Below are 23,348 nucleotides of genomic sequence, written 5' to 3'. Positions count from 1 at the left end.
TAATGATTATAATGCTTACTGCGTTATGAATACTTGTTCATTTTATTTCGGGAAACAGATATGTGCGGAATAGTAGGATATATTGGCGGCAAGCCTGCCCAGCAGATTCTTATAGACGGGCTTAAAAGGCTTGAATACCGCGGTTATGATTCAGCAGGAATCGGCCTGCACGGCGGAACGAAAATCAAAATAACCAAGCAGAAAGGCCGAATTGCAGGGCTCAGCGATTCTCTGCCTCAGGATAATCCCCTCGAAACTGTGGGCATTGGCCACACAAGATGGGCTACTCACGGCGAGCCGAACACTGTAAACTCGCACCCCCATATGGATTATTCGGGCAAAATTTCAGTTGTGCATAACGGGATCATTGAAAATTACGGCGCTTTGAAGAAATTTCTCATCGAGAAGGGCTGTGAATTTAAGAGCGATACCGATACCGAGGTGATAGCCAATCTTATCGGCTACTTTTACGAACAGGAACACGACTGCGAACAGGACTGCTTCGAGTGGTCTGTGCAGAAGGCGCTCAATCAGGTTTACGGGACATACGGCCTTGCTGTTATGTGCAGTGATTATCCAGATGTAATTGTTGCAGCGAAGAAGGGCTCGCCTCTGCTTATCGGGGTGGGCAGCGGGGAGAACCTTATAGCCTCGGATGCCTCTGCGATTGTCGAGCATACAAAGCAGGTGATATACCTTGAAGATGATGAGATGGCGATCGTTGAAAAAGACGACGTTACCATCAAAACCATACACAACAAGCGTATCGAAAGAGAGCTCAAGGAGATTGATTTCTCCATAGAAGAGATCGAACTCGGCGGCTACGAGCATTATATGCTCAAGGAAATATTCGAACAGCCTGACGCCCTTTCCACCTGCCTGAAAGGCCGACTGGACTTGAACAACTATAAAATAATCTTAGGCGGAATTCAGAACCTGTCCCGCCATCTCACAACAGCCAAACGCTTCATCCTTACAGGCTGTGGAACAGCATGGCATGCGTGTTTAGTGGGCGAGTATCTCATTGAAAGGCTTGCGAGAACCCCCGTGGAAGTGGAGTATGCAAGCGAGCTGAGATACAGAAATCCGATTATCGAGGAGGGAACGGTGGTGATAGCGGTAAGCCAGTCCGGCGAGACAGCCGATACGCTCGCAGCTATTGAGATGTGCAAGGAGCGAGGCGCTACTGTACTCGGCGTTGTTAATGTGGTGGGCTCTACGATCGCCCGTACAACTGATGCAGGCGTTTACCTCAGGGTTGGGCCGGAGATCGGCGTTGCAAGCACGAAGGCCTTCACAGCGCAGGTGGCCGTGCTTACTATGATGGCAATCGAGCTGGGCAGAAGACGCCATCTGGACAATTCAAGAACCGAACAGCTCATTAAAGACCTCGACAGAATACCGAACATCATAAACGATGTGCTCAAATATTCGGATATGATAAAGGATATCTCCAAGGAATGCGGCGACCGTGAAAACTGGCTCTTCCTCGGCAGAGGCTACAACTATCCAACAGCCCTCGAAGGCGCCCTGAAGCTCAAGGAGATAAGCTATATCCACGCTGAAGGACTCCCCGCAGCGGAGATGAAGCACGGGCCTATCGCCCTTATAAACGACGGTATGCCGGCTGTATTCATCGCCACGCGCTGCTCAAACTACGACAAGATAATCAGCAATATTGAGGAAGTGCGTGCAAGGGGCGGGAAAACCATCATTATTGCAAACGAAGGCGATGAGGAGATAGAGAGATACGCAGATTATCTGATCCGGATTCCGAACGTGGATGATGCCCTTGAGCCTCTCGTTGCGGCGATTCCGCTTCAGCTTCTCGCCTACCACTGCGCAGTTCTGCGCGGGCTGGATGTGGACAAGCCCCGCAACCTCGCAAAGAGCGTTACTGTGGAGTAAGCCGGCAGGATGCCGGAGCGGTGCTGTATGGCAAGAGTGATAACAGCTGCAACATGTCAGTTCCCTGTATCTGCGGATATTTCCGCAAATTTGGAATGGATGGTTTCGTTTATCAGGAAGGCAGGTGAGAAAAGCTGTGATGTTGTGCATTTTCCCGAATGCTGCCTGAGCGGGTATGCTTCCGTAGATTTCAAAACGTGGAAAAATTTCGACTGGGCTCTGCTCAGCGAGGCTGCTGAGAAGGTTTCAAAGGCCGCAGAGGAAAACGAAATTTACGTTATCTATGGAACAAGCAGGCAGAATGAAACCGGCGAGAAACCCTTCAACAGCCTTGTCGTGATTGATAAGGCCGGCTGTACACTGAGCGTTTATGATAAGTGTTTCTGCACGCCAAAGGGCATTCAATTTTACCAGCCCGGCACAGAATACGTGAAGTATGAGATTAACGGAGTGGTATGCTCCTCGCTTGTATGCTACGATCTCAGATTCCCGGAGGTGTATCGAAAGCTAAAATCGATGGGCGTGGAGTGTATATTCCAGTCGTTTTACAATGCCCGGCAGCGGAAGGCCTCCGTACACACCGATATAATGCGTCAGACAATGCAGTGCAGAGCGGCCACGAACTACTTCTGGGTGAGTATGACAAATTCATCCGCCCCGATAAGCCCGTATCCGTCCGCTTTTATTCGACCGGACGGCAAAATTGAAGCCCAGCTCCAATTCGACAAGCCCGGGATGATGATCAACAAAATCGACACATCGCAGCAGTACTACGATGCCTCAGGACCATTCCGGCAAATAGCTATGAACGGACGCCTAAACAACGCCTGATTAAGCCGCAGCGAAATTTATTATCCACAGATTTTATGTTTTTTTACCACTAAGAGCGCGAAACACACGAAGGGGATATGGTTTTGATTTAATCAAAGAAGTTTGGCAGGTAAACGATGAAACGGACTTATTCCGCATTGAAGTTTTTTATCCACAGATTGCACATGGATGGCACAGATAATTTTTATGAATGTAAGCCCTTGCTATAAATAAATCTACAAAAATCTCCGTGCCTTTCTTGCACTTCGTGGTTTTTCGTGCCTCTCCCCTGTCTTTGAACAGAAATAATTAGACAAATTCTTTCAAAAGCATTATTCAAGTGCTGGAGCCAATCAGTACGAACGCCCAGTTTTGCTTTGACGGCAGATATTGCCGCATACGATAAATTGACTGAGCTGTTTTTTGTTGGAATTTTCAGCGGGTTATAAATATAATCTGCTTGTTAATGTATTATAAAGGTTAAATAAGCTGCAGGAGTTATATGTTGCTGCATTTGAGACTTTTGACAATTTCATTACTCGTATTCTGCTCGGCATACGGGCAGATAGAAAATGCGGGTCAGAATATTTACATATCCTCTGATTCGGTAAAGATGAGCCGTACAGAGGATGGAAACCAGATACTGATATTCGAGCAGGGTTTCGATTTAGAATATTCCTCCAGCACCTTCCACAGCGAGAAGGCGGTTGTATGGGTTCGTAAAGAAACTGAATTGGTACGCGGCAGGGAATCGCATTCCTACAGGCTCCGCTGCTATCTTGAAGACCAGATCAAGGCGGGCAGGGAAGGCAAACACAATATTGGAGATGTGCACAATTTCCTTGTAGAGCGGGGCAAATCTATGATTGCTGATTTCTTCGTTTCTGGAAAGGTGTTTCTCGATTGCAGTAAGCGCAGGCAAGTAAATGCGTCTGAGATAGCTCTCTACAGAAATGCTGCAGAGGCGGGAAAGGGCAGACGTGAAGGCTTGAAGCTAAAGCGTGAAGCCCTTCCCCCAGGACCTCAAAGAGCGAAAACAAGCGGGCAGCCTTCAGAACAGGGTAAGGGCGGATCAATTATTGGAAGGCTTCTCGGGAAATCAAGAGCCAGCGAAAAGAGCGCTGAAGCCGCAGCAGGTTCGGATGAATCTGCGAAACAGCAGGAAGAGAAAGATTATCCTGTAAATGTTGCCGCCCTTTGGAAACCTGCCCCTGTAATAGAGAGAAGCAGGATTTCGGAAGGTGAGTCTGTGATAACCGTTATGGGCAGATTCTACATCTGGCGCAAGATGGACGATTCAGGGAGGATACTCGAGTTCCAGGCGGACAGGGCGGTGCTGTTTCTCGGGAAGGAAGAAGTTAAGGCAGGAGCGGAGGAAACAGGCAGAAAAGATCTCCTCGCTACCGGCGATATCAAATCGGCGTACATCGAAGGCAATATTGTTTTCACCGAAGGCCTTCGCACAATCCGGGCAGACAGGCTCTACTACAATTTCCGCAATTCCCAGGCCCTTGTGGTAAACAGTGAGATGACACGCTACGATCCTGAGCGAAATATCCCAATCTTCATACGAGCTGAGAGGCTTGAGAAAAAGAGCGATTCCGTTTTTACTGCAAAAGGGGTGGAGATTTCCAGCGATGAATTTGCAGTGCCTCAGCTATCTGTTAATGCCTCCTCGGTTGTTATAACAGACAACTCAAACGTGGATGCCAAATCCTCATCCAGCGGCTTTTCCGCTGAGCTGAAAGACGTTTCTCTGAAATACTACGATAATACCCTGCTGAAAACAGACCAAATGATTACAGGGCTTGAAAGGCCGGAGCTAGCAGTAAAGAGTATTAACATAGGCGATTCCACTGCATTCGGGACATCGCTCGAGACAGACTGGTATCTATCAAGGGTGCTTGGTTTTAAAGAGCCCGAAGGGCTGGATACCACGCTGAATCTCGATTACTACAGCAAACGCGGCCCCGCAGGCGGGATAGATGCAGAATACGAATCGGACAGCTATTTCGGCAGCATTGAATCATACGTAATCCACGATACAGGCGAGGACAGATTGGGAGACCGTTTCTGGCGCAAAGACCTCGAGCCGGAAGATGAGCTCCGAGGCAGATTCAAATTCCAGCACAGAGAATACCTCGAGGATGGATGGCAGTTCTCAGCAGAGCTGAATTATCTCTCCGACAGAAACTTCCTCGAGAGCTTCTACAGGCGTGAACGTTTTACTGATAAGGAGCCCGAGAGCGTGCTCTACCTCAAAAATTCCACGGGCAACAGGGCATTTTCTGTGCTTGGGAAGGTACGCGTGAATGACTTCCAAAACCAGCTCGAAGAGCTTCCAACGTTTGAATACCATCGCACCGGCCAGAGCATTCTTGATGATAATTTCACCTACTACGGCGATACCATCCTCTCTCGGGCAAGGCAGAGATACGACAGCGATTCTGCTGTGGTTGGCAGCGGTTTCTTCTCTGCTGCAAGCACAAGGCACGAGATAGACTATCCGTTTATCTGGGGCAAAACGAAGTATGTACCCTATGCCGCAGGCACGTATGCCTATAACGACTATACCGGCTTCGATACCGATTTGGACGGAAGCCAGATAAGCGACCCTGAAAACGGCGCTTTCCTCGGGGAGGCCGGAATAAGGCTATCCTCGCAGTTCTGGAAGACAGATCAGTTCGTGAAAAGCGATTTCTGGGATATTAACGGAATACGCCATTACATCCGACCGCACATGGAGGCGGCAGTATTCCAGAGCGATGAAGACGGGCTGGAAATGCGTAATATGTTGAATCTCGGCCTCTCCCAGAGATGGCAGACAAGGCGGGGTTCTCAGGAAAACCTGAGAACTGAAGACCTTATGAGGCTCGATGTAAACGCAACTCTTCTCTCAGACGATAGAGACGAACAGGACAATATCCTCCCGGGCAGATACATCTTCAGCAGCCCTTATGAACCCTTCTACAGGCGTTCAGGCTCGGCAGACTTCGCTCTCCAGAGAGATACCGTGGATGCTGATTACCTCTGGAATATCTCGGACACCTTCGCCTTCAGCAGCTACGCAAACTACGACTTAGAGACCAGCGAGCTCCAGCGTTTTGATGCAGGGCTTGCAAGATACTGCTGGCCGGATTTGAGCTGGTATTTCGGAATCCGGCACCTGAAAAACATTATCCTCACAGACATAGACAAAACCCCTGCAAATAATCAGGACTATTACTACGAACACGGTTCGAATTCCTTCCGCACCGCAATGAGCTACAAGCTCAATCCCAGATACACAATAACCGCTGCGCAGGAATACGATTTCGATTTCGGACAGAGCGTTCGAAGCGAGATTGTGCTTATCCGCAGATACCGCAGACTGCTCTACAGCCTCGGCTACAGTGTCGATGAGTCGCTTGATTCAAGCTCGATTACCGTGAGTATATGGCCTCAGGGCGTTAAAGAGCTTGCTGTAGGTTCAAGAACCTACGTAGGCCTTACAGGCTCATCATCATACGAATAGGCTCGGAAAATTCTGCAATTGACGTTATGCAATGCACTGCCCTGAATATACAGGGCTGCGGATTGCTCTTCATTGATGGTGCGGGGCTTTAATTGCCTTTTCGATACAGCCCTGAGAATCTTTTGCGCTCAGAAATGTACGTCCAGCGGAAGGTTTGGAAGACAGTTTGCGCAAATTTGCGGTTTTTTTATACAATACTGCGTAGAAAACCCTCTCTTTATTGATACAATAAAGAATCTGAAGCAGAAGTCGTTAATGCAAAAGTAATTAAAGAGAGGTTTTTATGAAGTTTTACAGTGCTGCCGCAGTTCTACTGGCTGCTGTGTGTATAAACGCCCAGACTATTGATTTATCCGGACAGTGGAGATTTTCTCTGGATGAAAAAGATGTTGGCGTTTCCAAAGAGTGGTTCTCAGGCGAACTTCCCGGAGATGACACACTCAGGCTCCCGGGTGCAATTCAAAGCCAAGGCTACGGAGAAGAACCCGGCCCCGATACCGAGTGGGTTGGTGATGTAAGGCAGGATGTTTGGGATGCCCCTAAATACGAGCCATACCGCACGGAAGAGAATTTCAAGTTTCCGTTCTTCCTCCAGCCCGATAAGTACTATAAAGGCCCCGCTTGGCAGCAGAAGACAGTTACTATCCCCCAAGATTGGCAGGGAAAGCATATTACTCTCACCCTCGAACGCCCGCACTGGGAAACAACTGTATGGGTTGATTCCAAAAAGGCAGGCAGCTGCGACTACCTATCCACCCCGCATAGATACGACCTCTCAGATCTGCTCACCCCGGGCAGACACCGCATCACAATCCGCGTGGACAACAGGATGATTGTGGATGTGGGACACAATTCCCACAGCGTAACAGACCATACCCAGTCCAACTGGAACGGGATTGTAGGCAGTCTCAAGCTTTGCGCTGAAGACCCGGTATTCATTGATGATATGCAGGTTTATCCGAATATTGAAGCCAGCTCAGCTAAAGTGAAGATTAAAATAAACAACAATGACGGCGGCAACAGGGAAACCAGGCTTATCGTGAAAGCATTTTCCGATAATAAACTTGCCTGTTCGGAGAGTAAAAAGCTTGAGCTCGAGGGCAAAACAGCCTCGGCCGAATTTGTCTTGAGCGGTCTGGAAGAACGCTGGGATGAATTCAGTCCAAACCTTTACAGGGTTGAAGCAGAGCTCAAAGCAGGCAAGTTTATTTCAAAAGCTGATGACCATTTCGGTATGCGTGAGATTGAAACAAGAGGCAGCAAATTTTACCTCAACGGAAGGCATATATTCTTCCGCGGCACCCTCGAATGCTGCATATTCCCGAAAACAGGCTACCCGCCAACCAGCGTGGATGAGTGGGAGCGGATTATCAAAATCTGCAAGGCTCACGGTCTGAACCACATCCGTTTTCATTCGTGGTGCCCGCCGGAGGCCGCTTTCGAGGCCGCAGACAGGCTGGGCTTCTATTATCAGGTGGAATGCTCGTCTTGGGCAAATCAGAGCACCAAGCTCGGAGTGGGGCTGCCGATAGATGAATGGATATACGATGAGGCAGATGCCGTGCTCAAAGAATACGGCAACCACCCCTCGTTCGTCCTCTTTGCCTACGGCAACGAACCCGGAGGCCCTCAGCGTGGCGGAAAGTTCCTCAAAGACTGGGTGAATCATTACAAACACAAAGATTCAAGACGCCTTGTTACAAGCGCAGCAGGCTGGCCTGTTATAGAGCAGAATCAGTTCCACGTTACCCATCACAACGTGCGTATTCAGGGCTGGGGCGAAGAGCTCAACAGCCGCATAAACAGCAAGCCGCCGGAAACTCAGACAGACTATTCCTCGCCGGTAAGCAAATACAGCAATACACCGATTATCTCACATGAGATAGGGCAGTGGTGCGTTTATCCGAATTTCGATGAAATCAAAAAGTACGACGGATACCTCAAGCCGAAAAATTTCGAAGTGTTCAGGGATCTGCTCAAGGATAAGGGTATGCTCGATCAGGCAGAAGATTTCCTGATGGCCTCTGGCAAGCTCCAAACCCTCTGCTACAAGGAAGATATAGAATCCGCCCTGAGAACAGAAGGTTTCGGAGGCTTCCAGCTTCTCGACCTCCACGATTTCCCCGGGCAGGGAACGGCTCTGATAGGCGTTTTGGACCCGTTCTGGGACAGCAAGCCTTATGTATCTCCAGAGGAGTACAAACAATTTTCCGGTGCGATTGTCCCTCTTGCAAGAATGGCCAAAAGAACCTTCACTACATCAGGCACGTTTAACGCTCAGATTGATGTAAGCCATTTCGGGCCTGAAAATCTCAATAATGCAAAGCTTCACTGGAGCCTTGAAAACCAGAATGGTAAAGTCTTTAAGAAGGGGCTTATGTGGAAATATTCAATGCCCGCAGGCGGACTTTACACCCTTGGAGATATCTCATTTGAGCTTTCCGGTCTGCCCGCGCCCGCTAAATACACCCTCAAAACTGAAATTGAAGAGACCAATGCGAAAAACAGCTGGGATATATGGGTTTATCCGGAAGAAGTTAATATGGAAAAGGGCAAGGTTCTTGAAGCCTCCTCGCTTAATCCAGAAGTTCTCAAGCACCTCAGCAGAGGCGGAGATGTTCTGCTGGAGATAGACCCGAGCCTTGTAAAAACAGATGTGGAGCTTGGCTTCTCCTCAATCTTCTGGAATACCGCATGGACACAGGGGCAGGCCCCGCATACGCTGGGCATACTCTGCGACCCCGAGCACCCAGCTCTAAAGCATTTCCCAACAGAATACCACAGCAATTGGCAGTGGTCTGACCCGATTCGCCACGCAGCAGCTATGAAGCTCGAAAGGCTCCCGGACGGTATCGACCCAATCGTTCAGGTTGTACCGGACTGGTTTGCCCCTGAGAAGCTCGGGCTTGCTTTCGAGGCGAAAGTGGGCGGGGGCAGCCTTCTCGCTGTAAGCATCGATATGAAGGAAGATATGCTCCGGAGGCTTCCGAGCAGGCAGCTGAAGGCGTCTCTGCTTTCGTATATGAATTCGGACAAGTTCTCCCCTGATACAAGCGTCTCAGCAGAACAGATCCAGAAGCTCTTCAGAGAGCCAGGCTTTATGGACATGGCTGGAGCTGAGGTTGTAAAGACAAACTCCGCTCATTCTGGCAGAGGCGGTGCAAACGTTCTTGACGGGAATCCAAACACGATTTGGCACACCTCTTGGGGACAAGGCAAGATACCGCATCCCCACGAGATACATCTCAAGATAGATTACCCCGCTAAGGTGAAAGGCCTTAAAATCCTTCCTCGTCAGGACGGCAACAAAAACGGGCTGATCAAAAAATGCAGTATTTATGCAAAGCTCAGCGGCAGCTGGGGCAAGCCGGTATGGCAGGGAAGCTTCGAAAGGAATATGGACGAAAAGTCTGTAAGCTTCGATAAACCCGTAAAGGCAAAGCATTTCAGGATAGTATCAGAGGAAGGCTTTGCAGATGATCAGTACAGCTCAATAGCCGAAATTGAGCTCCTGCCTGCGGAGTAATCAAAGCTTATTTCCAGATGAAAAATATAAAAGGGCAAGGCCGCAGATTCCGGCTTTGCCCTTCCTGCTTTAGCCTTCTAAAACAGAAAACCTGCTTGACCAAACTTAAAGAAAAGCTTAGTATTAGGCTTTAGCTGTTCAAATCGGGGATAGATATGTTTCACTGCCCGCAGATACTCCTTTTGCTTGAAACCTCACGAGAATTCGGAAGAGGTCTTTTGAGGGGCATCTCTCGCTATGCATCACTTCACGGGCCGTGGTCTATCCAGCTCGAGCCGCTGTTTTATCTGGGCAGAGAACACCCCGCAAAGGAAACCTCACAGCCTCTCAAATGGCTCTCAGACGGGGCTATTATAAGAGAAACATGGGAGAATGAAGAAAGAAGACTGCCGGTTGATTTGCCTGTAATTCAGAGCTGCTTCCACAGCGGCGGCAAGGAGGGAAAGTCTGTTATTCTCACAGATGACTATCAAATCGGAGTTATGGCAGCTGAACACTTTATTAGCAAAGGGCATAAAAGGCTGGCTTTTGCCGGCTTCGACGGAATGTACTGGTCTCAGAGACGATTTGAAGGATTCAGGGCGAAGGCCGCTTCAAGCGGATGCGAGGTGATTTACTACGTTCAGCCTCAGGACGAGGACGGCCGGCTTTGGGACAATGAGCAGTTTTTCCTGGCAGACTGGCTCCGCAAGCTCAAAAAGCCCGCTGCAGTAATGGCGTGCAACGACGACAGGGCGAGTCAGATTATTTCGCTCTGCAGGCAGGAACGGATTACAATTCCAAGCGAGATTGCTGTGCTTGGAGTTGATAATGATGAATTTATCTGCAAACTCGCATACCCTCAGCTCTCCAGCATTTCTCTTTCCCTGGAAAAGGCGGGCTTCGAGGCCGCCGGACACCTCGACAATATGATCAAATCGGAAAACAGAAATCCCAAAACGATTATCATAGAGCCGATGAAGGTAGTGGAGAGAACCTCTTCAGATGCGGTTGCTGTGCCCGATCCGGACGTTTCATTGGCAGTTCGGTTTATTCTGGATAACAAAATGAGGCCTGTGCAGGTCTGCGATGTTGTTCAGGCTGCAGCTGTTTCAAAGAGAAGCCTCTATATGAAGTTTAATTTGTATCTTGGAACAAGCATATACCGATACATAAAAAATGTACGCGTCGGCGAGATTGAAAAGCTCCTTCTCTACTCGGATATGAACATAACTCAGATCTCAAAAATGCTGGGTTTCGGAAGCTCAGACCATATCGCCTCCTTTTTCCGCTCAGTAAAGGGGCTGAATCCTGCCGATTACCGCAACAGATACCGCCCGTAAAGGCCTTTATATGCCGATATTTCAGTGGCTGGAAACCTTTCTGCGAATCATTTTGCCAGTTTTGTAATCTTTTTCTCTGCGGCAGGGAAATCTTCTATACCCGCAGCTTCAGCAATCTTTACGGGCAGGTTGGTGTTGTCCATATATTCGCCGAACTTTTCTGCTCCGGCCCCGGATGCATAAATCGGAACTGGGATTGCAGTATGGCTGAATGTCGTCCATGTGAGCCCTGCCTTCTGATTGAACATATGTGTAACCGCTACCGTGAGCGGCTTGTATCCTCCGTAGCGGAGTCTGGCTTCCTGCCTGTGCAGATTGCTTTTCCCCATTGTGGCATCGTAAGCATCTTCGAGCTTCTGTTTTTCGTAGTCGGAAAGGTCTGAATATGCCAGCCCGAATACTTCCTTCAAAGCTTCCTTTATATCTGCGTTCATATTAAGAGAAGTTTCCCACTTCCCGCCTGTCTGTTCGAGCCTTTTTCTCTTGTGTTCAGATAGGAACGCTTTGTTAAACTTCTGGTATGATGCGGTTTGAGAATTAAGCCTGCTGCAAGCGGTTTTATAGCCGGTGCCTGCCCAGCCCATAGTCATTCCGCCTGTTTCGTGGTCTCCGGTTACAACGATAAGCGTTTCTTCCGGATGGGCTTTCATAAATTCAGCAGCCTCTCCAACAGCCTCGTCCAATGCAATCACATCTCTGAGAGCTGTAAAGCCGTCGTTGGCATGGCAGGACCAGTCTATCTTTCCGCCTTCAACCATCAGAAAAAAACCGCTCGGATTGTCCAGAAGGCGAATCCCCTCTCTTGTATAATCCGCTATAGACATAGCTCCTTCAGGCCTGTCGATCTCGTAAGGCATTGCCATACTTCCGTCAAGGGTGTCCGGCTCGAATGCGTAAACCTTCTCCCCCGGGTTCACTGCCTTAAGCTCTGCTTTGCTGTGTGCGATACTGTAGCCTGCTTTGCGCGCCTTTTCCACTGGGTTGTTCTCGGGCGATGCCTTTTTTTCTCCGGGCATATAAACGCGCTTGCCGTTTCTAACCTTCGCCCCCTTCATCCCGCCTCCTGCGAAATACTCAAAGCCGCTCTCAGAAAGCTGGTTTGCTATGTGCCAGTAGCTGTTTCTCGAGGGCTGGTTTGCATAGAAGCATGCGGGTGTTGCGTGGTCTATTGATACACTAGAAACAATGCCAATTTTCAGTCCCTTTTCCCTGAGGGCGTTTGTAATTAAAGGCAGCTTCCTCTCACGCCGGGAATCCATAGAGATTGTTCCTACCGAAGTTTTCTCGCCGCAGGCCATGGCAGTGCCCGCTGCTGCGGAATCTGTAATAAGCCTGTCTGAGGCGTAATTCCTGTGAGACCCGGCTGCCTCGAGATTGCTCATGGCGAGCTTTTTCATCTTAGAGCCAGTCGAATCTTCAATTCGCCCGTTCTCTACCATGGCTTCAGCCGCATAAACCTGAGTGCTGGCCATACCGTCGCCAATAAAGTAAAAGATGTACTTCGCTTCTGAATCGGAATTCTGGCAGCTTTTCTCAGCGGCAAATCCCGAGACTGATAACAATAAGCTCGCAGCAAAAAGAATTGTTTTTCTCATAATAATATCCTAAGCTAAATTGTACTGCTGAATGCAAGATTGTTGACATTCAGCGAAATATTTTTACCCTTTTCCTTAGTTCGATTTTTGTATATCAGCCCTTCTGATTTACCAAAAGTCTGAAAAAAAGTTTATGTCAAAATAGTTAATTATTTATTAGCGGTTTGAAAATGAGCAGATTTTTAATCCCCGCATTCTTGGTTTCCGCTTTTTCCTCTGCAATACTCACCGTACTGGTAAGAAATATATCTCTTAAAAACAATTTCAGGTCTATCCCGTCAGAAGACAGATACAATCCGCATTCGATAGCCCTTGGAGGCGGGATTGCCATAATTATATCAATACTAATCAGTTTTGCGATTTTTTTCCCGCTCGCGAATGCTTTTAATCCCGAACTGCTTATTATTTCTCTTTTGGCGGTCTTTTTGTTCGCCGCCGGCCTTGCAGACGATATAAAGAGCCTTACACCAATGCAGAAGCTTATATTCCAGATAATTGCAGCGGGCTTGGCCGCATTTTTTGCGGGAGGCAGGGTGGAGCTTTTTATCGAAAGCAGGCTTATTACAGCAGTGATGAGCATCTTCTGGATTGTACTGCTGATCAACTCCTTCAATTTTCTCGATAATATGGACGGGGCAAGCGCAGGTATAGCGATTATTGTATCCGCTGTTTTGGGAAGCGCATCATACATAAGCGGGGATCTGGAGAACGCAATCTTTGCCGCCGTCCTCTGCGGGACACTTTCGGGCTTTCTGATATTCAACTTCCCGCCTGCGAAGATATTTATGGGCGATGCGGGGTCTTTAGTTATAGGGTTTCTGATAGCCCTTCTCACACTGCGCATAACCTACTACAACGAAACCTCTGCCATAGACAGCAGGGCTGCTGTGTTCGTTCCGCTAATAGCGGTTGCTGTGCCTCTGTATGATTTCATCAGCGTTACGCTTCTTCGAATAAGCCAGGGCAGAAGCCCCTTCCTCGGCGACACCCAGCACTTCTCCCACCGCCTCAAGCGAAGGGGGCTGAGCGATTCCCAGGCCGCTCTTACGCTGTATCTTGCAACAATATGCACTGGCCTCGGGGCTGTGTTTCTCAGCAGGGCAACGCTGATTCAGGCGGGAGTAATTTTCACTCAAACTCTGATGATTCTTGGTATAATAGCAATCCTCGAAAAAAACAATAAAATTGAAAACACAGGCATAAATGGCAGTGAAAAAAAAGAAAAAGACAAGTGAATTAATGCTCCTTATCTGCTGCGGATTTTTTCTTGCTATGGCCGCAGTCAGGCTTACTACTGTTGAAGCCCTCGGGTTAAACAGAATAGACCCTCTAACGGACATCTCCGTAAATTTCAGCTTTCTGCTGATTACTGTTTTATGCCTCAGTGCATTCTGCATTTATCTTTTCTCAAGGCTTGGCTCTAATGCCTCGGGCTGGATAAAAAACGGCTCAGAAATTCCTGCTCTGATTTTTGCAGTAATCGCAGCTTTGCTTTGCTTTTTCGCCTCGGAGAAGAGGGCTGCTGTAAATCACAGCCTAATGCTTATCTCCGGGCTTTGTCTGTTTCACCTTATAACTCAGCTCAAAGACAGGAATCTCGCAGGCAAGCTCCTGCTTGCTGTGCTGTTCGGGGCGTGCGCTGTGAATTTTGCAGAAGGGCTCTTTCAGCTCTCCCAGAGCAATGAGTATATGATCAAGGCATACGAGGAAAATCCGCAGGCTCAGCTTGAAGCCCTCTCTATCGCTCCCGGCTCGCTTGATGAGTTTATGTATGAACACAGGCTTTATTCAAACGAGATTAAAGGATTTTTCACAAACAGCAATGCGATGGGGTCTTTGGCTCTTCTCTGCTTTTTCCCTTCGCTGGCTTTGTTTTTATCGAGCGTTCGGGAAAAAAGCGAAACTAAATCACGATTGCTCCTCGGCGTTCAAACAGCGTGCATACTCTCGATGGTTGTTTTCGCCTCAAGCAAGGGCTGCTTTCTTGCGCTTTTTGCAGGACTGGTTCTCTTTGGCGGGGCTATGCTTTTCAAAATCTCTGGAAGAAAAAAGATTCTTGCCTTCTGGATCATTGCCCTCGGAGGGTTCGGCGCAGTTTTGGCAGCTGCGGCATACGCAGCGCTCAATCAAACCCTCCCGGGCGGCGGGTCAATGCACGTACGCGGGCAGTACTGGTTTGGTGGCGTCAGGATGCTTGCTGATAATATCTGGGGTGTCGGGGCGGATAACTTCCGCTTCTTTTATCCGCATTTCAAGCCGCCTGAGGCTATGGAAACTGTTACAGACCCGCATAACTTCATCCTCAGCCTTGCCTGCCAGTTTGGAATTTTAGGTCTGGGGGCTTTTCTGGCTGCATATTTTCTCCCCATCTGGAAGAGCTTCAAAATTGATGGAGATAATCAGCCGCTTCAGGCAGAGAGCTACAAACCGGCAGCCATAACCGCTGGGGCTGGGGCTTTAGCTATGCTCATTCTCCGTCCTCTGCTTATTCCCGTGCAGTACAGCGAAAATGCAGGGGCTAACAGCTATGCAGCAGCTTTTATGTTCATCTTTCCGGCAGTTGTATTCTTCGGCTGGGCGTTTTTCCTCTCCAAGCACGGCGTGAAGAAGCTGAATTTTTCCTATCTGAAAACAGGCCTTATCTGCGGGATAGCTGCCTTTCTGATTCACAACACAATAGATTTTGCAATCTTCGAAACGGGCAATTTTCTCGCATTCTCAGCGGCTTGCGGGCTTCAGGTTGTAATAAGCAGGCAGAAGCACTCGGAGCCTGTGAAGAGCAGGCTCTCTAAAGGGGTTTTGTTTTCTGCCGGCGCTGCTATTCTGGCAGGGGCGATATTCTTCGCTGCTCTGCCCGCTTGGAAAATGAACAGCGCTTTCTCCAGAGCCCTGCAGACAAGATTTCAGAATGATGCTGCGATTAACAGGTTCGCAAATTCAGACCCGCTCAGCAGCTGGCCGGCATCACTTGCTGGCAAGGCCTATCTGAGAAATTTCAGAGAAACACAAAATGAAAAAATGCTCGAAAAGGCAGACCGTATGTTCACAAAACAGGCAATGCTGAACAGGGCAAGCTTCAAGCCCTATTTAAGGCTGGCTGAGGTAAGCGAGCTGCAGGCGAAGAATTCTATCAGCAAGGGCAAAAAAGATAATCTCGAGGATGCATTCAGCTACTATCAGATGGCAATTATGAGATATCCGGGCAAGGGCGAAATCCACCTGAACTACGCACTTGCTCTAAAAAAGCTCGGCAAAAATCAGCAGGCACTCAGGGAATTCAAGGCTGCAAGGAAGATTGAGCTGATGTTCAGAGAGGAATTCAGGAAAAACTATCCCGATAGAGAGCTTGTTTCAAGAATAGGCAGGGAAAAATTCAAAATGATTGAAGAAAATATCAGCAGGCTCAGCTCTGGGCTTGAAAAAAAGGAAACAGATAAATGAAAAGGTTTTCTGCAGCCGCTGCAATAATTTTGACTGGTTTGGCCTGTTTTGCCAAGAGCGCTGAACTGCCTGAGTCCAGCGGATTTGAGATAAGCTTCAAAGCAGATTTCGGGCAAGGCAGAGATATAGGGCTTATTATGTTTAGCGGGGAAAATGCCCCTGCATTCAGCAGCACAAAACCAGCAGCTGAAAACGCCCTCGGCATAGGTTTTCAGTGCGAAGAAAAAGACGACAGGCAGAAACGCTCGTCAATCTTTCTGACAAGCAGCGGCCTGATTCTCGAAAACAGGCCGAGCCCGCTTAAATTTGACCGCACGCGGGAATTCGAAATAAAGCTCACTCCCGTATGCGGGGGCAGGAATATAACTCTCTCGATAGACGGAAAAAAACACAGCTTTTACACCGATTATTTTCTGCCGGATGCTGTTTACCCGCTCAGCAGGCTGAAATTCAGCGAGAAGGCGGTGATTAGAGATTTCGCTGTGAAGAAAACAGGCAGGGGATTTCATAATTCAAAGCCAGCAGAGGTGAGCTGGAAGGGCTCGGGGTATTGGAACAGGAGCTCAAAAACTCTCAGACTCCCAAAAAGCCTTGAAGGCATAGGCAGGGTAACTCTGGACTGGAAGCTTATCCCGAAAGACGACCCTTGGGACAGGGTGAACAGGCTCTTCTCAGAACAGGCCGGCAAAAGCTTCGAAATAGCACGCATCATCACAAGCTACAATGAGGCAGGCGGGCGGTGGAAGCAGGATATAACACCCCTTGCTAAGCTGCTCACAGGCGAAAGAAAGCTTAAAATGCAGGTTGACGGGAATTTTGGCTGGCAAATCACCCTCCGATATTACAAAGGCGAAGGCCGAGAAATCCCCCGCAAAATCGTGCCTCTCTGGAACGGAAAATTCCGCTACGGGCCTCCCGGAGTGAAGGGGCTTGAGGGCATAGAGCCAAAAGAGGTAAAACTTCCTGATTGGGCAGAGAGGGCAGAGTTTTTCAGTATATTCACAGGCCACGGCTGGAAAGGAAATAAAGGCCGCGGAGCTGAATTTATCAGGAAATGGCGAAAGCTCAGCGCAGGCGGAAAAGAATTTATGAGCTATCTCTGGGAGGACGAAAGCGAATTCAACCCCATAGACCATCAGGGCGGTACATGGCATATAGACAGAGCCGGCTGGCGGCCGGGCTGTCTTGTGAGGCCGTGGATCGTGGACGTACCGGCAGAAGCGGGCAAAACGCTGAAATTGGATTACACCGCCGAACCGTACTCAGCAAACTTCAAAAAAGACTCACAAGGCAGGGGCTATCATGCCCAGCACTTTGCAGCATCCTGCCTTTTAGTTTATGATTAAGAAGCTATGGCAGAAGATAAAGGCAAAATCGAAAAGATCCGCGAAAAGATAAGGCAGTTCCCAGCCTCCCCCGGGCTGTACTTTATGAAAGACAGCAAAGATGCCGTGCTGTATATCGGAAAGGCAAAAAACCTGCGTTCCAGAGTTTCGAGCTACTTTCTCCCCAGCTCCGACATCTATTCCTCGCGAGGCCCGAAGATTGCAGAAATGCTTGAGCAGGTATGCTCTGTGAGCTGCCTTGAAACAGAAAGCGAAGTGGACGCAATACTTCAGGAAGCGCGGCTGATAAAGGATATAAGGCCGCCTTACAATACCAACCTGCTGGACGATAAAACCTTCCCGTACCTCCAGATTACCACGTACGAAGACTTCCCGGGTGTTTACATAACCCGCAACCCGGGTGAAAAACGCTGCCGGCTATTCGGGCCGTTTACCGCAATCAGAGAGCTCAGGGGAGTTTTAGTGCTGCTTCAGAAGATATTCAAATTCAGAACGTGCAAGCTGGAGATATCTGCAGACGACGAAAAACGCAGATTTTTCCGTCCCTGCCTTCTGCACAGCATAAACCAATGCACCGCTCCGTGCGCTGCAAAGATAAACAAGGAAGAGTACAGCGAGATAATCGAAGAGCTCACAAAATTCCTCCGGTCTAAAAGGAGCGTTGTCCTCAGAGACCTCAAAGACAAGATGCAGAAGGCTTCCTCACGGCTGCGCTTTGAAGAGGCCGCTGAATACCGCGATAAGATAAACCTAATCTCAAAGCTTGAGAGCCGGGGAACTGTGAGCGAAAATGTTCAGCCCGAGCTGTTTGTCCATAACCTCTCAGCAGCAAACCAAAAGCTCGCCGAGATGCTGGGCTCGGCAGACCCGATAAGAACTATCGAAGGCTTTGATATCGCTCATCTGGGCGGTTCGGAAACGGTGGGCTCGCTGGTTAAATTCATCGACGGCAGCCCCTTCAAACACGGCTACCGCAGATTCAAGATCAAAACCGTGGAAGGCATAGACGACTACGCCTCAATGCAGGAGGTGATAAGGCGAAGGTATAAACGTGCGATGGACGGCCGCGAGCTTCTGCCTGATATGCTGCTGATCGACGGCGGCCTCGGCCAGCTGCATGCAGTGGAGAATGTGCTCGATGAGTTTGAGGGGCAAAAACCCTACCTCGCCTCGCTTGCAAAAAAGGAAGAGCTCATTTACATATCGGGGAAAGACAGGCCTCTTCGCTTGCCGGCAAATTCGCCTGTAAGAAAGCTTTTCCAGTATATCCGTGATGAATCGCACAGATTCGCCCAGCACTACCACCACATCCTAAGAAGAAAAGCCTTCCTCGAAGAGGCTGAGAATAAGGCCAAAAAGCCAAGAACGAAAAGAAAAAAGAAAAGCAAGAATAAACCTGAAGAATAAATTTGTTTTAGATATCGGAGGATTGTATGACAGAGAAAGACGCAGTAATCATAGGTTCAGGCAGCGGCGGACTCTCCGCCCTCAGACAGATCAAAAACGCAACAGACAACTATCTTGTTATAGACCCCGGCCCGCTTGGAACGAAATGTGCAAGGGTGGGCTGTATGCCTTCGAAGGCATTGATAAAGGCTGCAAACGATTTCCACAGAAGACATAAATTCCAGAGCGAAGGGATAAGCGGAGCTGAAAACCTCAGCATAAATCCCGATGCGGTGATGGAGTATGTACGCGGTATGCGGGATAAGTTTGCAGGTAATATGGAAACGGTTACCAGAAAGCTTGCAGGAGATAAGCTTATTGAGGCGAAGGCAAAGATCCTCGCTCCGGATATGGTGGAAGCGGGAGGTGAGAAAATAAAAACAAAGAGCATTGTTATTGCGGCGGGCGCATCCCCGCTCGTGCCCGGCCCGTGGCGGGAATTCGGCGAAAGAGTCCTTACCAGCGAAACAATCTTCGAACAGAAGCAAATCCCGAAAAAGATTGCCGTGATAGGGCTTGGAGTGATAGGGCTCGAGCTCGGGCAGGCTTTGAGCAGAATCGGGGTGGAAGCAGTGGGTTTTGATATGAAAGAAACCCTCGGAGGAATTTCCGATGAATCTGTGAAGAAAAGGGCAATAGAAGCGGTTAGCAAGGATTTTCCGATACACCTGGGCGAGGCCGCCAAACTCACCTCAACCAAAGACTGCAAAATCACCGTCTGCTACGGCGACCACTGCGACTGCTACGACGCAGTGCTTGCAGCTATGGGAGTGAGCCCGAATATCGAAGGGCTCGGGCTTGAGAATCTCGGCGTTGAGCTCAATGAGAGAGGACTGCCGAATTTCAACCCGAGAACTGCGCAGATAGCCGATCTGCCGGTGTTTATAGCGGGAGATGTAAACGGATGCCGTCCGATACTCCACGAAGCGCTCGACGAAGGCTTTATCGCAGGGAAAAATGCCGCCGCAGGGAAGCAGGATTGCTTCTGCAGGCGCGTCCCGCTGAGGATTGTCTTCAGCGACCCTCAGATTGCTGCTGTGGGATATATGCGCGAGGAGCTCGAATCAACCGGCAGAGAGTTTGTAGTGGGCAGGGAGGATTTCTCCGATCAGGCAAGAGCCGCCCTCGAGCAGAACAACAAAGGCCTTCTGCATATCTATGCAGACAAGCAGACCGCCCGTTTCCTTGGTGCGGAGATGGCAATCCCCGGAGCTGAGCATATCGCCCACCAGCTCGCTGTTGCGGCGCAGAATCAGATGACCGTATTCGAGATGCTTCAGTCTCCGTTTTATCATCCCGTGCTCGAGGAGGGCTTGCGTTCGGCTCTGAGAAACGCAGCCTCAAAACTCAAAGACAAGCACAACCAGCCGGAGCTTCTCGTATGCGGGAGCTGTCCGGAGTCTCCATTATGCTAAAATAATGCGAAAAAAGCAGGAAAGGCTTTAAAATGATACATAAAGGACCGTACGGCCGTGAGCCGGTAATTGCTAAAACTGCCTTTGTTCACCCAAGCGCAGTGATTATCGGGAATGTGAAGATAGGCGAGAACGTCTTCGTGGGGCCTAATGCCTCGCTGAGAGCTGATGAGGCGCAGAGCTGCATATCAATTGGCGATAACTCCAACATACAGGATAATGTGGTAATGCACTGCCTGGAAAACTCCTCGGTGGAGGTGGGCGAAGACTGCACGCTCGGGCATAATGTCGTGCTCCACGCACCATGCAGAACGGGGGCGAAATGCTCTGTTGGCTTCGGCTCGATTCTCTTTAACTGCACCGTGGGCTCGAAGGTGGTTATAAAACACAACTGCTCAATTGAAAACATCGAAATCGGAAGCAACGACCTCGTGGACTCCGGTATGATGATTGCAGGCGAGAAAGACGTTTATAAAATACGCGAGCTGGACGTGAAAAACAGAGAATTCGCAGAGGATGTGCTCAGATGCTGCCTCAACCTTGCAAAACGATATAAGAAAATCGAAGATGACATCTACGGCAAATATGAATAAATAGAGCAGCGCTGAATTCTCTATTGGCAGAATGTTTGGATTCGAGTTTCCCCCGAGCTGGTGATTTCAATCTGCACTGCCCCTGTCTGAGCGGTTTTATATACTGGAAAATCATCGGATTCATAAACGCCTCGGAAATCCTGAAGCTCTCCGCAGCTTGCCACGCAGGCCTCAGGCGAGAGCTTCTCGGGAAAGCTCAGATCGAGTGTAGTGAGAAGGCCGTGATGCGGGAGGATGAGATAATCCGGGCTTAGCTTTTCGGCCTTGAGTTTCTCGAGCAGCCACTGCTGACTCTCCTGCTCCACATCACCCGTTACAGCTATCGTTTTGCCTGCATACTGAATAATCTGAACGATTGAGCGGTTGTTATCTCCCGCAGCAGCCTTATTCTGCCAAAACAGGATTCTGCATCCGCCTGACCTGCAGCTTTGCGGAACTTTCTCCAGCTGAGCTTTGCAGCTGATTATATCGGCTGAATATATACGGCCGACATTGATATTCTCATAAAGATAATCCACCCCGCTGTAATGGTCGCTGTCGTTGTGGCTGAGGCAGATAAAATCCAGCGATGTTTTGCCCGAATATTTCAGGAATGGCTGGACAATCTTTTTACCCGGGCGGGAGTATGTGGAAGAACCGCAGTCGAGCATTGCGGTTTCTCCTTCGGGCATTTCCAGCATAATCGCCTGCCCCGCACCAACCGACAGGGCGGTTAGCCTCAGGGGCTTTTCAATAGCCCGCTCCGCAATCGGAAATAGAAACACAGCTGCTGCTAAAAGCCCCGCCCCGCCTGCTGCGAATTTCCATTTTCTCCCCGAGCGGTAAAGTGAGAATGCCGCAAGGCCGAGAGCTGGATAATACGCCCCGACCGCATATTTCGGCGGACTTCCAAAAACAAGCTCTGAGCCCGGGAGAAGGGATAATTTTTGCACAATCTCGGCAAAGGCCCCCGTAAGCTGCCGGCTTATCGAGAGAGTAAAATCCAGCGCGGGGATAATCGCAGAAACGATTGCGGAAATCAGCCCGAAAGCCAGATTCAGCGCAAGAAGAGGCGAGAGGAGAATCGTATTCAAAGCGGAGTATGGATAAACAGCATAAAAATGCAGCCAGATTACAGGAAAAGTGCCAGCAAACACCGCAAGCCCCACAGAAAGAGCCTTTATAAACCACGAAGCAATCCTCTTCGATGCGGGCATCTCAATCGAAGCGCCTGCAAATCGAAATCCTGTAAGCTTGTTCAAAAGCAGATTGCAGGGTTTGGTGAATATGATAATAGATAAAACGCTCGCAAAAGAGAGCTGCCAGCCGGCGCTGTAGAGCTCGAGCGGGCGGAGTCCTAGCGTAACGAGGCATGCAAGCGAAAGCATATTCAGGGCGTTCGCCCTCCTGCCCAGTGCAATGGCTGAGAGATAAAGCAGGCAGATAAGCGTTGCCCGCATTGCAGGGCTTCTGTACGGTATAACGATCATATAGATGATGAGAAATGCAGCAGTGATAACCGATTTCCAGCGGGCGCCGAGACCTGTAAGGCTTACCAGCAGCCATACGATGCCGGCGAGAATGCCGATATGCATCCCCGAGAGGCTCAGCAGATGCATAAGGCCTGTGGTTCTGAAATTCTGATACGTTTTCTCGCTGATGTTTTCCCGCCTGCCTATCAAAAGGGCAGAAAGCAGCCCTGAAGCCTGACTCTCCTCCCGGGACATTACAGTGCGCACGGCAATTCTCTCAAGTGAATCAAACAGCGATGGCCTGCCCCGCTGGAGAATCTCGATTCCGTCGCTGCGTACATTGCAGCTTGTCTGTATGCCTTTGGAGCGGAGATAACCGGCATAATCAAACTGACCTGGATTTTTCGCCTTGGAAATCGGTTTGAAAACTGCATACATAAACGCCTTGTCGCCGGCCTTCGGGAGCTTGTCTCTACTGTTTACTATTGAAATATAGCAGTTTGAGCGCCCCTTTATATCCCTGAACTCCCCGGCGGCAGATTCTATACTGAGCAGATTAAGAGTGCAGAATGCAAAATCCCCCTGCTCATTTATGCTTGGATTATTAACGAATTCCGCCTTAACCTGCGCGAGGGTTTTCTCGGTGATAAGCGAATTGATATGATTCTCAGGAAAGCTGCGGAAGCAGGCAGCCCTTTGGAGGCCGAAAAGCGAGGAAGCGATAAACAAAATCGCCGCAAACCAGCCGAAGCCAGCTCCCCTTTTCCGCAGGAGAAAGCTCAGAGCCAGCAAAGCCGAAAACAGAAAAAGCAAAAAATACGCAGGCAGGATTACAGCGCCGGAGATGAGTATGCCGAGAATAAAACCGGCTGCAGCGAATAAAAGCGGGCAGAGCCTCGTCTTCCGAGCAGCCAGCTCAGCTGCAGGCACCAGCGAAACCTCAGCCAATGCCAGATTGGCCTGTATCTGTTTACGGTTCAC

13 protein-coding genes are annotated in these 23,348 nt (G+C 49.3%); 11 read left to right on the top strand and 2 right to left on the bottom strand.

Going from position 1 to position 23,348, the window contains the following annotated elements:
* The first annotated feature begins 60 nt into the window (after nt 1-60).
* The 5 genes from glmS (at nt 61) to L21SP3_RS09915 (ending at nt 11,080) form a co-directional block, all read left to right on the top strand.
* Complete coding sequence (gene glmS, locus L21SP3_RS09935; RefSeq protein ID WP_077541086.1) at nt 61-1,908, top strand: glutamine--fructose-6-phosphate transaminase (isomerizing); 1,848 nt, start codon at nt 61-63, stop codon at nt 1,906-1,908.
* Nucleotides 1,909-1,935: 27 nt separating this feature from the next.
* A complete protein-coding gene (locus tag L21SP3_RS09930; protein WP_161488174.1) occupies nt 1,936-2,739 on the top strand; it encodes a carbon-nitrogen hydrolase family protein in 804 nt (267 codons plus the stop codon).
* A 502-nt stretch (nt 2,740-3,241) separates the two neighbouring features.
* Complete coding sequence (locus L21SP3_RS09925; RefSeq protein ID WP_152024011.1) at nt 3,242-6,232, top strand: LPS-assembly protein LptD; 2,991 nt, start codon at nt 3,242-3,244, stop codon at nt 6,230-6,232.
* A gap of 283 nt (nt 6,233-6,515) precedes the next feature.
* Nucleotides 6,516-9,758 carry a glycoside hydrolase family 2 protein gene (locus L21SP3_RS09920; protein WP_077541080.1) on the top strand — a complete coding sequence of 1,081 codons (3,243 nt, stop codon included), beginning with the start codon at nt 6,516-6,518 and terminating at the stop codon, nt 9,756-9,758.
* 155 nt (nt 9,759-9,913) lie between these two features.
* Complete coding sequence (locus tag L21SP3_RS09915) at nt 9,914-11,080, top strand: DNA-binding transcriptional regulator (RefSeq protein ID WP_077541078.1); 1,167 nt, start codon at nt 9,914-9,916, stop codon at nt 11,078-11,080.
* Nucleotides 11,081-11,127: 47 nt separating this feature from the next.
* Here the strand turns inward: L21SP3_RS09915 and L21SP3_RS09910 are convergent, their stop codons facing one another.
* On the bottom strand, nt 11,128-12,675 hold the full coding sequence (locus tag L21SP3_RS09910; protein ID WP_077541076.1) for an alkaline phosphatase: 1,548 nt from the start codon (nt 12,673-12,675) through the stop codon (nt 11,128-11,130).
* 170 nt (nt 12,676-12,845) lie between these two features.
* Between L21SP3_RS09910 and L21SP3_RS09905 the strand changes: the two genes are divergently transcribed.
* Genes L21SP3_RS09905 through L21SP3_RS09880 form a run of 6 tightly spaced genes read left to right on the top strand, consistent with a single transcriptional unit; the run spans nt 12,846 to nt 20,916 of the window.
* Nucleotides 12,846-13,910, top strand: coding sequence for an MraY family glycosyltransferase (locus L21SP3_RS09905; protein WP_077541074.1), 1,065 nt, complete (start codon nt 12,846-12,848; stop codon nt 13,908-13,910).
* Nucleotides 13,879-16,116, top strand: a complete 2,238-nt coding sequence (locus tag L21SP3_RS09900) for an O-antigen ligase family protein (protein ID WP_077541072.1) — start codon at nt 13,879-13,881, stop codon at nt 16,114-16,116. The genes L21SP3_RS09905 and L21SP3_RS09900 overlap by 32 nt, the downstream gene beginning before the upstream one ends.
* Complete coding sequence (locus L21SP3_RS09895) at nt 16,113-17,462, top strand: peptide-N-glycosidase F-related protein (protein WP_077541070.1); 1,350 nt, start codon at nt 16,113-16,115, stop codon at nt 17,460-17,462. The genes L21SP3_RS09900 and L21SP3_RS09895 overlap by 4 nt, the downstream gene beginning before the upstream one ends.
* 6 nt (nt 17,463-17,468) lie before the next feature.
* Nucleotides 17,469-18,869, top strand: coding sequence for a UvrB/UvrC motif-containing protein (locus tag L21SP3_RS09890; RefSeq protein WP_227806765.1), 1,401 nt, complete (start codon nt 17,469-17,471; stop codon nt 18,867-18,869).
* Nucleotides 18,870-18,895: 26 nt separating this feature from the next.
* Nucleotides 18,896-20,323 carry a dihydrolipoyl dehydrogenase gene (locus L21SP3_RS09885; protein WP_077541068.1) on the top strand — a complete coding sequence of 476 codons (1,428 nt, stop codon included), beginning with the start codon at nt 18,896-18,898 and terminating at the stop codon, nt 20,321-20,323.
* A gap of 32 nt (nt 20,324-20,355) precedes the next feature.
* Nucleotides 20,356-20,916, top strand: a complete 561-nt coding sequence (locus tag L21SP3_RS09880) for a DapH/DapD/GlmU-related protein (protein ID WP_077541066.1) — start codon at nt 20,356-20,358, stop codon at nt 20,914-20,916.
* Nucleotides 20,917-20,936: 20 nt separating this feature from the next.
* Here the strand turns inward: L21SP3_RS09880 and L21SP3_RS09875 are convergent, their stop codons facing one another.
* On the bottom strand, nt 20,937-23,348 hold the full coding sequence (locus L21SP3_RS09875) for a ComEC/Rec2 family competence protein (RefSeq protein ID WP_077541064.1): 2,412 nt from the start codon (nt 23,346-23,348) through the stop codon (nt 20,937-20,939).

This window comes from Sedimentisphaera cyanobacteriorum (assembly GCF_001997385.1).
GTDB classification, from domain to species: domain Bacteria; phylum Planctomycetota; class Phycisphaerae; order Sedimentisphaerales; family Sedimentisphaeraceae; genus Sedimentisphaera; species Sedimentisphaera cyanobacteriorum.
The sequence above is the reverse complement of the archived record's forward strand: the minus strand, read 5'-3'. Positions and strand labels throughout refer to the sequence as shown.

Bases quoted from the DNA above. Each gene is read 5' to 3' on its own strand.
- L21SP3_RS09890 (WP_227806765.1), top strand. From the start codon at position 17,469: ATGGCAGAAGATAAAGGCAAAATCGAAAAGATCCGCGAAAAGATAAGG.
- L21SP3_RS09905 (WP_077541074.1), top strand. From the start codon at position 12,846: ATGAGCAGATTTTTAATCCCCGCATTCTTGGTTTCCGCTTTTTCCTCT.
- L21SP3_RS09900 (WP_077541072.1), top strand. From the start codon at position 13,879: ATGGCAGTGAAAAAAAAGAAAAAGACAAGTGAATTAATGCTCCTTATC.
- L21SP3_RS09915 (WP_077541078.1), top strand. From the start codon at position 9,914: ATGTTTCACTGCCCGCAGATACTCCTTTTGCTTGAAACCTCACGAGAA.
- L21SP3_RS09880 (WP_077541066.1), top strand. From the start codon at position 20,356: ATGATACATAAAGGACCGTACGGCCGTGAGCCGGTAATTGCTAAAACT.
- glmS (WP_077541086.1), top strand. From the start codon at position 61: ATGTGCGGAATAGTAGGATATATTGGCGGCAAGCCTGCCCAGCAGATT.
- L21SP3_RS09885 (WP_077541068.1), top strand. From the start codon at position 18,896: ATGACAGAGAAAGACGCAGTAATCATAGGTTCAGGCAGCGGCGGACTC.
- L21SP3_RS09895 (WP_077541070.1), top strand. From the start codon at position 16,113: ATGAAAAGGTTTTCTGCAGCCGCTGCAATAATTTTGACTGGTTTGGCC.
- L21SP3_RS09930 (WP_161488174.1), top strand. From the start codon at position 1,936: ATGGCAAGAGTGATAACAGCTGCAACATGTCAGTTCCCTGTATCTGCG.
- L21SP3_RS09910 (WP_077541076.1), bottom strand. From the start codon at position 12,675: ATGAGAAAAACAATTCTTTTTGCTGCGAGCTTATTGTTATCAGTCTCG.
- L21SP3_RS09920 (WP_077541080.1), top strand. From the start codon at position 6,516: ATGAAGTTTTACAGTGCTGCCGCAGTTCTACTGGCTGCTGTGTGTATA.